The organism is Collinsella sp. BM28, assembly GCF_054551995.1.
This window is the reverse complement of record NZ_JBTOLJ010000001.1, coordinates 1,829,068-1,843,531: the sequence shown is the minus strand read 5'-3', so window position 1 is coordinate 1,843,531 and position 14,464 is coordinate 1,829,068. Positions and strand designations below refer to the sequence as shown.

The window sequence follows — 14,464 nt, the reverse complement described above, 5'->3', positions numbered from 1 at the left end:
GAGGGGCTTCATCGAGTAAGGAGTTCGCGATGACCGTTGAGAAGAAGGACCTGGACTGGGGCAATCTCGACTTCAGCTACCGCAAGACGGATTACAGCTACGTATCCAACTACAAGGACGGCGCGTGGGACGAGGGCGGCCTCACCACTGACCACACCATCACGCTGTCCGAGTGCGCGGGCATCCTCCATTACTGTCAGGAGGTCTTCGAGGGCCTCAAGGCCTACACCACCGAGGACGGCTCCATCGTCTGCTTCCGTCCGGACATGAACGCCCAGCGCATGGCTGATTCCGCCGAGCGCCTCGTGATGCCCGCCTTCCCGCAGGACCGCTTCGTTGAGGCCGTCAAGCAGGTCGTCGAGGCGAACGCCGCGTGGGTGCCGCCGTTCGGCTCCGGCGCCACGCTCTACGTGCGCCCGCTCATGGTCGCCACGGGCGACGTCATCGGCGTCAAGCCTGCCGACGAGTACCAGTTCCGCATCCTCGTGACCCCGGTGGGTCCGTACTTCAAGGGTGGCGACACGGCGGTCAAGCTGTGCGTCTCCAAGTACGACCGCGCCGCGCCCCACGGCACCGGCAACATCAAGGCCGGCCTCAACTACGCCATGAGCCTCAAGGCCGGCATGGACGCGCACGCCAATGGCTATGCCGAGAACCTCTACCTCGACTCCGAGTCCCGTACCTACGTTGAGGAGACCGGCGGCGCCAACGTGCTGTTCGTCGCCAAGGACGGCACACTTGTGGTGCCCAAGTCCCACACCGACTCGATCCTGCCCTCCATCACCCGCCGCTCGCTCGTCCAGGTTGCCCAGGACCTGGGCATCACCGTTGACGAGCGTCCCGTCACGTGGGCCGAGGTCACCTCGGGTGCCTTTGTGGAGTGCGGCCTGTGCGGCACCGCCGCGGTCATCTCCCCGGTGGGCGAGATCCACGACGGCGACACGGTCGTGGTCTTCCCCGACGGTCACGAGACCTCCGGTCCGGTGATGAAGAAGCTTCGCGAGACTCTCACCGGCATCCAGGGCGGCAGCATCGAGGACAAGCACGGTTGGGTCTGCAAGATCTGCTAAGGCGTTTCCAGTCCAGGTTGCTCCGCCCGAACTGCATAGATGATGGTGTGGACGTTCGATGGTAGTCGGGCGTCCATGTTTTTCAGCGGTGGACCTCAATTCATTTGACAGATCGGAAGACTCGGGAAGCGAGGCGAACACCGCGCCAAGGGGAACGAGCGGCATGAAATGCGGAGCGAACGCAGCGAAAAACGGAACAAGCGGCATGAAACGCGACGCGAGCGGACGAAAAGCGGCGTGAACGGTACCTGCTGTATCGCGGTAAAGACGCTGGGCATGAGGGGTGTAATATGAACGCACGCGTCTGCCGTTTTATGCTGCCTGTGAGGTGCCTGCTATGTTCGTTATCGGAATGAAGTTCGGAAAGGGGGGTGCTCGTCGATTTAAAGTCGGGCACCGTCTGCTGATGGGTGCCGGTGTGCGCGCCATTGTCGCCGTCGCGTGTGCTGCGGCGATGGTCTTGGGCGCCATCCCGCCAGGAGAGGCCCATGCGGCTCTCGCGGACGATCTCCAAAAACACCTCATCCAGACGGTCTCGCCTTCGGGCACCACTATCAACCTGTTCGATTATTGGGTGAACGACGCCGATGAGAGTGCGATCTCGGGCGATAACGGCGGAATCAACCGCGGGCACACCCTCAAATTCAACAACGGTGACCTCAACGGCGGCGCTGCCGGCTCTGGCGAAGGCCCCAATGCGTGGACGGGCGGGGCCGACCGCTACGGCGGAATCGTGAAGGACAAGCTGGAGAATGGCTACCCGGTGCTTTCGGGGACGAGTTATCTTGATGAGGAATCGCTCGCGTACCTGTTCGACGCCTTCTCGGGTTCAGGCAAGAAGGCTCACATCGGCACCACGGGGCTGCTCAAAGCTGCGAACGGGTATTACGTGTATGACACGACGAATTTCGCGTCCTTCAACGTCGACTCCAATAGCTTTTCCGTCTACGACACATGGGGCATCAAGGGTGCGGGGGCGAGCCACAACGCCAACGGCCAGTTCTTCCCGTTCGCGCCCATCGACGAGGTGTTCGAGGAAGAGCGGGGAGGTGCCCTTGTCCAAACGGACGTCAACGCCGATGCGTCTGGGCTGAACCATCATTTCGGCATGTCCATGTCATCGCGGTTCGTGCAGCCCAAGGACGGCGTGACGCCGCAGGGTGACGCGATGGTCTTCGAGTTCTCCGGAGACGACGACGTATGGGTCTTTGTGGATGACATCTTGGTGGGAGACCTCGGCGGCATCCACAACGAGGCGACGCTGAGCATTGATTTTAAAACGGGCGCCGTCAAGATCAACGGGCGCTCGGATGGCACCATGAGGGGCAAGTTCGAATCTGCGGGGCGGAGACCTCCGCTTTCGACGGTGGTTCGAGCAGATTCAAGGACGGCACCCAGCACACGCTGCGTTTCTTCTACCTTGAGCGGGGCGCGGGTGCCTCGAACATGAGCCTCAAGTTCAACCTCGTGAACGTTCCCAACACCGACATCGTCAAGGTCGACCAGCACGGCGACCCGGTCGCGGGTGCGGGCTTCACGCTGTATCGTTCGAACGCGAACTGGGACGAGGTCGCGCAGCTCGCCACCGGCGTCACCGACGTCAACGGCGGTATGGTGCTCACGGAGGACGACGGCACGGTGCTGAGCTTCGATGAGCTCTATGAGCGCGATACGTCGCCCAACCATGCCGATAGCACGTATTACCTGCTCAAGGAGACGAGGATTCCCGCCGGCCACAAGGCGCCCCTCGAGTACACGGACAAATGCATGCACCTTCAGTACATCTACTCCGACCAGATGGGAAGCGGTTACTTCGTCGATCCGGCGGGGACCGAAACCTCCGATAGCTGGATGTGGAAGAACGGCGCCTCGATTGTGGCGAAGGAGGTCATCACGGCCCCGAATGACCCCGTCGAGGATGAGACCGGCGAGAAGGTCGATGTGTCGCAGGGCACGCTGTTCGCGGTCGCATTCAAGAAGACGAAGGCGGACGGTGTCGATTCGTGGGCTCCCATATACGGCAGCCCCGTGGAGGGCTACAAGGTGCTTTCGGGCGGCGCCTGGGACGACGTCATCGCGGCGGCAAAAGGCGACGAGCACGTCTTCACTCTGACGGCGAGCGGTCAGCTCCAGGTCGAACTCGACGACTTGCCGGGTGACATAGCCAAGTATTACCTGCTCATGGATGAGGACGAGCGCGATCAGGCCGAATATACGGTGGCGCTGTACTTCACGACTGCCGCAAACGGCCTGAACGGTGCGACCGACGCCAATACGGTGCGTCTGAAGAATGACGGTTTCGAGCGCCAGTTCGCATCGACGATGTATATCACAAACGTTAAGGACCGCCTGTTCGTCATGAAGGTCGACGATGCAGGCAATCCGGTCGCCGAGGCCGAGTTCACCTTGTACAAGGCAGATCAGGTGAATACCGACGGCGGTGTGGTGCGCCCGATCGACGAGGACGTCTACTACGATCGACTGGTGACGCAGGAGCAGCTCACCGCGCCCGTCAAACTCTCCGGTGCGGGCGTGTTCCCGATCACGGCGGAGCGGTTCAACCCGCTTTCAAACGGCGTGTACTACCTCAAGGAGACGGGTGTTCCCGCTGGCCATGAGATAAACGACGAGTACGTCAAGGTCATCGTCGATGATACGGGCGTCTATGCCGATGCCGGCGCGAAGGATGACGGCATCAAGACCTTCTCGGGCGCGGGAAACTTACTGGCGTCGCTCGGTCAATACGGGGAAAACGACGATGTGAACAACACGCTGACGTGGATCAGGGGGTCCAAGCAGACGGGCGTGCTGGGCGATGCCGGCGCGATTGAATGGGGGAGCCCGAGCACGGCGCCCGACGACATCGTCGACCTCGAGTACGGGGCTGCCGGAGGCGCCTTGCAGTACGGTCCTGCGGAGCCGGGAGGGGCGTTTCGCATCTACTGCGACGAGGGCATCAATCGCCTGTACATCCAACAGGCCGATGAGAACAAGGACCCTGACTCCAAGGGCACTTGGACGAACCTCGGTGCCATGCAGATCAACCAGCTGTTCACCGGGGCAACATGCGTGCAGGTGACCAATGAGCGCACGGCATCCATCGAGGTGACCAAGCGGGTGTCCGCAGCCGCGGGGCTTGCTCCCGACCCGGATGCCGCCTTCCCCTTCGAGTTCACGTTCGACGGCGCGGGTTCCGACGGTGCGCTTACGTACAAGGCGCGTGTGTTCGAGGCCGATGGCAGTCCCGTGGGCGATGCCGACCTCGATATAGAGACTGGCAGCGTGGTGACGCTCAAAGCCGACCAGACCATACGCGTGTACGGCGTGCCCGAGGATGTGAGGTACACGGTCCGCGAGGTGACGACTGCCGAATCGCCCACGCTGTTCAACCTGTTCGGCCTGCTGAACGCGGCGAATGCGCCCCAGATGCCCGAGGGCTTCACGCTGGTCTCGCGCACCCTCAATGGCGAGGAGGTCGCAGGCCAGGGGGATGAGATCGAGGCGGTCGCGGATGCGGTGGCGGACGTCTTGGTGTTCACGAATCTCTATGAAGTCAAGCCGGTCGTGCTGCCGGACGCCGCGAAGATCTCCGCTAAAAAGGTGCTTACGGGTCGAACGGATGACGTGTGGATCGAGGCGGATGCGTACACCGTGGTCATGGGCCTGCCCTCCGTCCAGCCCGCCGGCGGGGGTGCCCAGGTTGCCGCGGACGACACGGCGAGTGTGACCATCACCAAGGACACGCCGGATCATACCGCGACCTTTGGGCTGCCGAGATACGATGCGCCCGGCGACCACGTGAGCTATATCTATGAGGTCGACCCGTCCGTGGCTTCGGGCGAGCGCGTGCCCGGCGTGACGTATTCCGATGCGCTCTACCGCGTGGCCGCCACGACGGTCGATAACGGCGACGGCACCATGCGGGTGACCAAGGTAGTCCTCGATATGCTGATCGACGATGTGGGCAATGCGGTTCCTGTCGATAATCAACTCGTCGGATCCGTCACGTTTGACGAGGACGGCACCTCCGCGACGCACGGTGCCATGACCGTCGTGATCAAAAACACATTCCAAAACGACACCGCCACCGCATCGCTCCAGGCGTTCAAGGTCTTTACGGACACCTCGGGCGGACATACCCTCGCCGGAAACGAGTTCAAGTTCACGCTGAGGCCCGTGAGCGACACGGTGGATGGCACCACGAATACGGACGAGATCACGCTGGCGAGCATGCCCCGCCCCCGTAACGCGGCAACTCCGGAGGATGGCTCCGCGTGGCCCATCGAGCAGCCCGTGGTCGTCGCGGGCGAGGCCTCGTTCGGTGATTTCACCTTCAGCACGGAGTCCAACGCCGGCCACACGTATGTGTACGAGCTGACGGAGGTCATGCCCGCGGGGGCGACGGCCGAATCCGGCTACACAGTCGACGGCATGAGGTATGACTCCAAGGTGTACCGCGTGGAATACGCCGTGAGCAATCCGGCGGACACGAACCCCGCGGGGGACCTCGCGGTGGGTGTCTCGTGGAGCATCAAGAACGAGCAGGGTGAGTTCGTCCCCGTTGATGAGGGCGACCTGACCGATCGGGGCTTCCCGTACTTTTCCAACACGTACCAGGCTCTTCCCACGGAGTTGCCGTTGGAGCTGTCCAAGGCGGTCGACGGCCGTTCATGGGGCAATGGGGAAAAGTTCATCTTCGACGTGGCCGTGACTTCGGGCGATGCGACGGCGGTCGACCTGCCCGGGCAAGAGGACGCCCAGGAGGCGGGTGTGTATGAGCTCGAGCCCCCGGCAGGCACGGCACTCGCATCCGGTGAGCCGTTGAACATGCCGATCGGCAATGTCGCGTTCTCGAAGGTCGGAACATATGTGCTCACCCTGGCCGAGCGCCCGGGTTCGGCTGTGGGCATGGCGTACGACACCGCACCCCGCTCTGTAACGGTCGAGGTGGCGGATGACGGGACGGGCAAGCTCGTCGCAACGGTCCTCGATGCATCGGGGGCAGTCGCCACCGAGCAAAAGATCGTGGCATCCTTCACCAACATCTACCGCGCAACGGGCGCGTTCGCGGGCATCGACGTGACCAAGGTCATGGAGGGTCATGACCTGCTTGAGAATTCGTATGAGTTCACAGTCGAGCGCACCGCCTATGATTCCTCGGGCAATGTCATCGAGGACAGCCGCCGTTCCGAGAGCATGAAGTGCGGCACTGCCGCCGCTGGCGAGAAGTTCTCGTTCAACGAGGACTACGGTGATGTGTTCTTTGAGGGCAAGCTGACGCAGGAGCAGATCGGCTGCCCGCATATCTTCCGTGTGACCGAGGCCGCCGTCCATCCCGGGACGGTGGGATATGAGGACGATGCGAATGCGGGCTATGTGGTACTGCGCGTGGTGCCCGATGCGGATGATGCCTCGGCGCTCCATGCCGAGTATGCGGTCGCCAAGGGGCCCAAGACTTCCGACCTGGTGGGGAGCGACGGTTCCAAGCGGGCGAAGCTGCTCGATGAAGCGGTACTTGAGGGTCTGGGCGACGAGGTCGTGCGCGGTTCCACCGAGAACGGAGCTGCCGCGGGCGGAGTCATGCCCACGGTCAACTTCGCCAACAAGTACGAGGCAGTGGAACTGGACTACGGTGCCGCCGGAGGATTGGTTATCGAGAAGACATTCACCTATAAAAACGCCGCGAGCTGGCTTACACGCGACTTCTCCTTCACCGTGACGCCCAAGGCGACGGAGGTGTCCCGGCCCGATGGCACGACTCAGCAGCTGACCTCCGCGGGCGATGCGGGCGCTTTGCTCGGCATGACCGATGAGGAGATTGCACAGGGCAAGACCATCGCCATCCCCGACGCGCAGGCGAACGCCGACGATCCTGCCACGGTGTCGCTTGTTCCCTCGGGCGGGCTCACCTTCGAACAGGGGCACATCGGGAAAACCTACACCTATGAGGTGCGCGAGGTCATACCGAGCACCGCCGACGGCGTGGCATACGACGATTCTGTCTACACGGTGACCATCGCCGTGAGGGACAACGAGGATGGCCGCATCAAGGTCGTCACGCAGGTGGTCAAGGACAGCTATCTGTCGGTGTACACCTATGTTTCGGGCGAGGAGGTTTCTCGGGAGAACGCCGCGCGCGTGCCGTTCGCGAACGCCTACGCGCCGATTGAAGCGGATGTCTCGGTTGCGATCAACGCCACCAAGCAGTTGACAGGGCGCCCCCTGGTCGATGGTGAATTCGCCTTCGAGGTGCGCAATGCCGCTCCCGCCGCGACGGGCGACGGCCCCGTTTCGACGGGCGTAAACGACGCTTCGGGCAAGGTTGCATTCGACAACATCACCTATACGTTGGACAAGCTGTGCGCCGATGTCGATGCCGGCAAGGCGACCGCATCCGCCTCAGGCGATTCCAACGCGGTGACATACACCTATCAGTACTCCGTGTCCGAGGTCACCGACGGCTTGGCTGACCAGGGTATCGCCGGTGTTGCGACCTCCTTTGCAGTCACCGTGAGCGTGACGGATGACGGGACGGGTGCATTGAGCGCGGCTGTCACGTATCCGGAAGGTTCGGGTGACGTTCTGGCGTTCAAGAACGCCTATGGATCCGGTGCCACCACGACGGTGAGTCTCAGCGGCACGAAGGTGCTCGACGTGGAGTCGGGCGACAACGCGCCGACCTTGAGCGACATCGCCGGAAAGTATGAGTTCACCCTCGCTCCAGCCGAGGGTTTTGAGGGTGCACCGATGCCGGGCGATGCGACCGTGCGTAACGATGCCGCGGGCAACGTCTCCTTTGGCGAGATCACCTACACCATGGAGGATGTGTTCGGTGCCGATCCTCTGGATGGGGAGAGCGTGTCTGGAGGCAGCGACGCCTCGGGTGGCGAGGCGGGCGCTCCGTCCGAGATGGGCGCATCGTCCGAGGCGGAGGTTCCGTCTGAGGTGACTCCCACGTCTGAGGTTGCTCCCGCCGAGCGCACCAGGGTCTTTCGCTACACAATCTCCGAGAGCGGCACGGTGCCCGGAATCGCCAACGATCCCGATATCAAGACCGTCGAGGTGACGGTGACCGACAACGGGGATGGCACCATCTCGGCGATCGCCTCCAAGATCGAGGGCGGCGCGAATTTCTCCTTCACCAACACGTATTCCGTCGTGCCTACCTCTCCTTCATCTGTGAGCGACGCCATTGCCATCACCAAGACGCTGGGCGGGCGCAACCTGCGAGAAGGCGAGTTCAGTTTTGAGCTGATCGAGACCGTTGACGGAGTGGAGAGGGTCGTCTCTGAGGGCGTCAATGCGGCGGATGGCTCTGTGGGCATGCGGCCGATCGCCTATGACGGCCCCGGCGTGCACAGCTACGTGCTGCGCGAGGTGCACGGGTCGGCCGACGGTGTGACGTACGACGATGCGGCCCACCGCGTGCAGACCACGGTGAAGGACAGCGGAGACGGCACGCTTTCGGTCTCCCATGCGCTGCTCGACGCGAATGGCAACCCGGCCCGCGATCAGTCCGTGGTGTTTGTGAACAGCTATACCGAGCCGAAGGACCCCACCGATCCCATTGACCCTTCCGATCCCGGAGATTCGGGTGACCGACCCGCTTCGCCCGACGGTGGAAGTGGAGATGGAAAGACGGACGGATCTCGCCTGCCTGGGACGGGCGATCCTGCCGTGCCTTCCGCCATCGCCGCGTGTGCGTTCGTCGGATCTCTTCTGGTGGCGACGGGAGGTGTGCTGGTGCGCAGGCGGGTTCGTGACGACCGGGCTGGGCGTTCGTAGCCGTTCGTGGCCGGAGGGTTTTGTGAACGTGCCATCGGTTTCTCTTGTCCATGGGGCGCGGGTTCTTCATACTGTTCGTATCGCTTCTTGTGGCTTTGCCGCAAACGAATCGCAAACGCACTTCCCTTACGGGGGCAAACCAAGGAGGACTGATGGCTCAGTCACGCAACAAGGCCGTAATCGCTGGCCTCACCGCTGCACTCACACTCGGCAGCGTCACCTTGCCGGCGATGGCGACTACTTCCAACAGCACTCCCATGACGGATTCCGATCCCGACGGCATGGGAGTGCCCCTGCCGGGCGACTACGACAAGGCGGACTATTACGAGGGCTCCGAAGGGGTGACGACGTTCGCCTCCGTGCGCTCTGGCTCCACGCTTACCCCGGTCGCGCTGTCGGACGAGATGAAGTACTTTACCAAGTACGAGAGCGGCTGCAATTACGACAAGGGTCTCTCGTACGGCGACGGTTACAACGCGATGGGCTATTATCAGTTCGATCGTCGTTACAGCCTCCTGTCGTTCATCCAACAGGTATACAGCTACAACCCCACCAAGTACGCCATGTTCCAGGCGGTCATTGCTCAGCGCGATACACTCTCGAATCCGTCGTACAGCATGTACGACTACACGACTCGGCAGCTCACCGCTCCGGCGCAGATTCTGAACGAGGCGTGGCACGCGGCTTATGCGGCGGATCCCGCCGAGTTTTCGGCTCTGCAGGACGCCTACGCATACAACAATTACTACCTGCCGGTTCAGAGCTCGCTGCTCAATACCTATGGCGTTGACGTGCGCAACCGAGCCGATTGCGTCAAGGGGCTCGTGTGGGGCATGTGCAACCTGTTCGGCCAGGGAGGCGTGCAGAAGTTCTTTAAGGCCGCGAACATCAACAACGCGATGAGCGACCGCGAGCTGGTCACGGCGCTGTGTGATACGGTGGTCAACCGTGTGGCGGAGTGGTATCCCAAGCAGCCGCAGTATCACCAGGGCTGGCAGAACCGCTATAAGAAGGAGAAGGCCGCGTGCCTGGCGTACCTGGACCAGCATGATGCGGAGCAGAACGCGGGTGGCCAAGAGCAGGGCGGCGATGCGTCGAATGGTGGCGGCGCCGCCCAACAGAGCCCCGGCACCGGTGCGCCGAACGAACCCAGCGTGGGCACTCCGGACAACCCCAGCGCGGGCGACCAGGGAACCTCCGGCCCCTCCGGTGGGACGAGTGACAGTGGTTCCGATAACGGCGGTAACACCGGCGGCGGCAGTGCCAGCGACGGCAACAACGGTGGCTCCAGCTCGGGCAGCGACGCCGGTACTGGTGAAAGCGGTGACGCGTCGACTGGCGACACCTCGACCGGCGACGGCGCGGGCGACTCCGGCTCCGGCGACCAGGGGGGCAACACCTCCAATGGCGGCACGACTTCCGAGGACGACAAGCTTCCCGACGACGACTCGTTCGACTCTACCGACGATGCCGGGGACGATTCGGATGAGAGCGCGCACACGCACACATTCGTTAAGGCTTGGAGCCATGACGGGAAGACCCATTGGCATGCGTGCGAGGACGAGACCTGCACCGGGCACGGTTCCGAGGAAGCGCACACGAGCGATACTTGGGTGGCGAACAGCACCGACCACTGGAAGGTTTGTGAGGTCTGCGGTACGGCGTTCGACATCGCTCCCCACGACTTTGGGGAGTGGCGCATTACCAAGCAGGCTACCGAGGCCGAAAAGGGCGTTCGCGAGCGCACCTGCAATACCTGCGGGAAGGTCGTATCCGAGGAATACGAGGCCGAGTCTGCAAAGACAACGGGCGCGCAATCGACCTCGGGTGGCTCCTCCAAGGAGGGCCTGCCCGGCACGGGCGACATCATCTCGATGGTCGCTGTGGGCGCGACGGGTCTCGCCGTGGCCGGCGGCTCCTTCCTCTCGCTCGCAAAAAAAGAGCGCGACGAGGAGTAGCCTCAAGCGTCGCACAGTCTAGCTACTCAACCTTACAATTCCACCCGTTCCGCGGTGGCCCTCCGGCCAAAGCGCGGGGCGGGTTCTTTCTGGTACCCTTAAGGCGGTAAAACACGTGCTTGGCACGCGTACGCCCGCATTGGACCGGGCGGCGCATGCTATGGGAAGGGAGGCCTCATGGAGGCTTACAAGCAGGAGTTCATCGAGTTCATGGTTGAGTCCGATGTGCTCAAGTTCGGCGACTTCACCCTCAAGAGCGGCCGCAAGTCCCCGTTCTTCATGAACGCTGGAGCTTACGTGACGGGCGAGCAGCTCATGCGCCTGGGCGAGTACTACGCCCGTGCCATCCACGACAACTTCGGCCTGGACTTCGACGTCGTATTCGGTCCTGCCTACAAGGGCATTCCGCTGTCCGTCGTCACCGCCATCGCCATGCACAAGCTGTATGGCAAGGAGGTCAAGTACTGCTCCGACCGCAAGGAGGTCAAGGACCACGGCGCCGACAAGGGCGGCATGCTGGGCTATGAGCTCAAGGACGGCGACCGCGTGGTGATGGTCGAGGACGTGACCACCTCGGGCAAGTCCATCGATGAGACCTACCCCAAGCTCATGGACGCCGCGAACGTCGAGGTCAAGGGCCTCATTGTGAGCCTCAACCGCATGGAGGTCGGCAAGGGTGGCGTGACCACCGCGCAGAAGGAGATCGAGGCCAAGTACGGCTTCCCCGTGGCGAGCATCGTGTCCATGGCCGAGGTGACCGAGCACTTGTATAACCGCGAAGTTGCCGGCCGCGTGGTGATCGACGACGAGCTCAAGGCAGCCATCGATGCCTACTACGAGCAGTACGGCGCCCGCGAATAGGATTTCCGTTTGCCGATTGGCGCTTGCCGCCCGGGCGGCGATTTGAGGGGCATCCCCTCAGGTGTTCGGAGGTCTGATACCATCAGGGTAATTTGATGGGTTGGCGTTCGAGTGCGTAAGAGAATGACCCGTCACCGGCATCGGGAGGAAGCGATGAAGAAGAAGTTCTGGGTCATGCCCTTGGCGGCAATCGCGGTCGTATGCACCGTGCTGCTGAGCGCGTGCGGCGGCCCCTCGGTCGAGGAGCTCATTCGTGAGGACGTCGAGAAGGCGTTTTCGGAGGTCTCCGCCGACAACGAGGACCTGATGGATGCCATGGTCGCGAGCTCCGACGGTGCGTTCGAGCAGCTCGGCCTCGACACCAAAGAATTCGCCGAGGCGTATCTGGACGGCTTTGGTCACGAGATCAAGGAGGTCGTGGTTGACGAGGAGGCCGGCACCGCCGACGCCAAGGTGATCGTCAAGATCAAGTCCCTTACCGCGATCATGGCCGATTTTGCCTCGCAGTTCCAGGAGTATGTGAACGGTCTTGACCTATCGACCGTGAGCAGCGAGGAGGTACTGTACGCCCAAGCAGGCCAGATTCTGATGGATGCGGTCAAGAACGCCGAGCCCGCCGAGACCGAGTGCACGTTCTCGTATGAGAAGGACGACGAGGGCAGCTGGTCCGCAACGGAGGATACCGAGACAGAGATCCTCAACGCGATGCAGTAAATGCGGCGAGTAAGAACATATGGCGCAAAGAAAGGGGAGGCGCGAACCTCCCCTTTCTCATATGGTGTTTCGCTGCGCCTGGCCGGTCGCTACTCTTCGCGGTCGAACTCTTCGGTGGCGTCGAGCGTGCGTCCCGAGTAGTTGACGTGCCCCGTCACCGCCGCCGTATCGCCCGTCCCGATGAACCGCGCGGCAGCTTGTTGGTAATCGTCGAGAGCGCGCTCGAACAGTGCCGGGAAGCTTTCCGCGCGAACGGCTTGAGTGAAGGGGTCGGTCCATTCGTTGCGCGCCAAGTTTCCTGCGCCCGCCGGCGGCTCGGCGGTCACGCGATGCGCCAGCGCCTGCAGCAGGGAGTAATCTTTGACGAGGCCTTCGAGGCGAGCGAGGGCGCACGTTCGTACAGAGCCAGCCGGCTCGATCACGCGGTAGGCGAGCTGCATGTCCGCCACGGCACCACCGTATTCATTCGCGCCTACGCTTATGCCGTACACGCTGTTCGCGACAAAGCTCGTGAGCGCGCCCGCCACCTTGTCGATGCGGGCGCTTGTGACGAGCTCGCCGGCGGGCGGATAGTCCGCCACGGTCGCCCCATCGCGCTTGATTTGGAGCATGAGCACGTCGAGGTCGCTTTCGATCACTGCATGAACTTGGCTTCCCGCGCCCGTAAGGTCATCGTCCGCCTCTTGAATGTCCCATTGCTGCGCATATACAAAGGGATGGGCGTTGCGGTCCAGAATGTAGTGGGAGAGTAGGCCGAGCGTCCATGCGCGGCCAACGCCCGCATCGGCGGGCTGCAGGTGTGTCACGCCGTCGCGCAAGGCGGCAAGCTGCTTTGACATGCGGCTGCGGTGCATGACGCGCGCGAGTTCCATGCAAGTGCCCATGTGGGGCGTGCGGACCCGGAAGAAGAACGGGTCGGGGCCCTGGTTGGCGAGCAGGAAGGCGGCGCGCTCGTCATCTGAGGTTATGAGCCCTTTGGGAAGACGCTCGATGCTTTCCTCGCCGAACAGTCGATGGGTGATCAGTGCGGGCATGGGGACTCCTTTTTCAAAAAAGAAACGTCTGTCGCTCATTATTCCCAGCTGGGAGCAGTTATCTCATGCGATTTTGCGATGTGAGGGGGCGCTCTCGCAAGCGGGCTGCGAGGGATGTGCAAAATAGGGACGTATCCCCATTTTACACATCCCTCCGGCGCGGGTGGGCGTTCCGGCGTTGCCCCATCCGACTGCGCCAGAAACGGTATCGAAATGGTTTTGAAATCCATAATGTTGCGCGTAGCTGGGGAAATAAGGTATAACAGGCTCTTGTTTGCACGGAAATAAGGGGGGATCGCATGGCCAACATGATTGAGATACACGGCCTGAACAAATACTTCGGCGACCTGCATGTCCTCAAGGACATCGACCTCACGGTCGCGGAGGGCGAGAAGGTCGTCATCATCGGACCGTCTGGGTCGGGCAAGTCGACGCTCATCCGCTGCGTCGATTACTTGGAGGAGCCCACCAGCGGTGAGGTCATCATCGATGGCACGCCGCTCACCAAGAAGAACCACCTGGAGATGGCCCGTACGTACAGCTCCATGGTGTTCCAGCAGTTCAACCTGTATCCGAACATGACCGTGCTGGGCAACCTCACGCTCGCGCCCATCAAGCTGCAAAAGAAATCCAAGGAGGAGGCGAACGCCGCCGCCATGGCGGCTCTCAAGCGCGTGGGCCTCGCCCACAAGGCAGGGGAGTACCCGCAGAACCTCTCCGGCGGCCAGCAGCAGCGCGTCGCCATCGCCCGCGCCCTGTGTACCAAGCAGCCCATCATCCTGTTCGATGAGCCCACCTCGGCACTTGACCCCGAGATGGTCCAGGAGGTGCTCGACGTCATGATCGAGCTCGCGCAGGAGAACATCACCATGATCTGCGTGACGCACGAGATGGGCTTCGCCCGCCAGGTCGCCGATCGCGTCATCTTCATGGACGACGGCCGCATCCTCGAGGAGGGCACGCCCGAGCACTTCTTCGACAATCCGACGAACCCGCGTTGCCGCGACTTCCTCGCGAAGATCCTGCACTAAAGGCGAGGGGA

At 62.5% G+C, this 14,464-nt stretch carries 8 protein-coding genes; 7 read left to right on the top strand and 1 reads right to left on the bottom strand.

Features of this window, described 5'->3' with window-relative positions:
• The first annotated feature begins 29 nt into the window (after positions 1 to 29).
• The 6 genes from ACX9NZ_RS08025 to ACX9NZ_RS08000 all read left to right on the top strand — a co-directional run bounded on the left by ACX9NZ_RS08025 (position 30) and on the right by ACX9NZ_RS08000 (position 12,388).
• On the top strand, positions 30 to 1,070 hold the full coding sequence (locus ACX9NZ_RS08025; RefSeq protein WP_304291996.1) for a branched-chain amino acid aminotransferase: 1,041 nt from the start codon (positions 30 to 32) through the stop codon (positions 1,068 to 1,070).
• Between the two features lie 337 nt (positions 1,071 to 1,407).
• Positions 1,408 to 2,520, top strand: a complete 1,113-nt coding sequence (locus ACX9NZ_RS08020; protein ID WP_407496495.1) for a fibro-slime domain-containing protein — start codon at positions 1,408 to 1,410, stop codon at positions 2,518 to 2,520.
• A complete protein-coding gene (locus ACX9NZ_RS08015) occupies positions 2,517 to 8,855 on the top strand; it encodes a Spy0128 family protein (protein WP_407496494.1) in 6,339 nt (2,112 codons plus the stop codon). Before ACX9NZ_RS08020 ends, ACX9NZ_RS08015 begins: the two co-directional genes overlap by 4 nt.
• Before the next feature lie 152 nt (positions 8,856 to 9,007).
• Positions 9,008 to 10,813, top strand: a complete 1,806-nt coding sequence (locus ACX9NZ_RS08010; protein WP_304291990.1) for a VgrG-related protein — start codon at positions 9,008 to 9,010, stop codon at positions 10,811 to 10,813.
• Between the two features lie 177 nt (positions 10,814 to 10,990).
• Complete coding sequence (gene pyrE / locus ACX9NZ_RS08005) at positions 10,991 to 11,674, top strand: orotate phosphoribosyltransferase (protein ID WP_294121551.1); 684 nt, start codon at positions 10,991 to 10,993, stop codon at positions 11,672 to 11,674.
• 153 nt (positions 11,675 to 11,827) lie between these two features.
• Entirely contained in the window at positions 11,828 to 12,388 is a 561-nt protein-coding gene (locus tag ACX9NZ_RS08000) for a hypothetical protein (protein ID WP_294160041.1), read from the top strand.
• A gap of 89 nt (positions 12,389 to 12,477) precedes the next feature.
• On the opposite strand, the gene ACX9NZ_RS07995 is transcribed toward ACX9NZ_RS08000, so the two are convergent.
• Positions 12,478 to 13,422, bottom strand: a complete 945-nt coding sequence (locus tag ACX9NZ_RS07995; protein WP_294160040.1) for a zinc dependent phospholipase C family protein — start codon at positions 13,420 to 13,422, stop codon at positions 12,478 to 12,480.
• A gap of 299 nt (positions 13,423 to 13,721) precedes the next feature.
• On the opposite strand from ACX9NZ_RS07995, the gene ACX9NZ_RS07990 reads away from it, so the two are divergent.
• The gene (locus tag ACX9NZ_RS07990; RefSeq protein WP_118652248.1) at positions 13,722 to 14,453 is read left to right on the top strand and encodes an amino acid ABC transporter ATP-binding protein; all 732 of its coding nucleotides are present in this window, start codon (positions 13,722 to 13,724) and stop codon (positions 14,451 to 14,453) included.
• Positions 14,454 to 14,464: the final 11 nt, after the last annotated feature.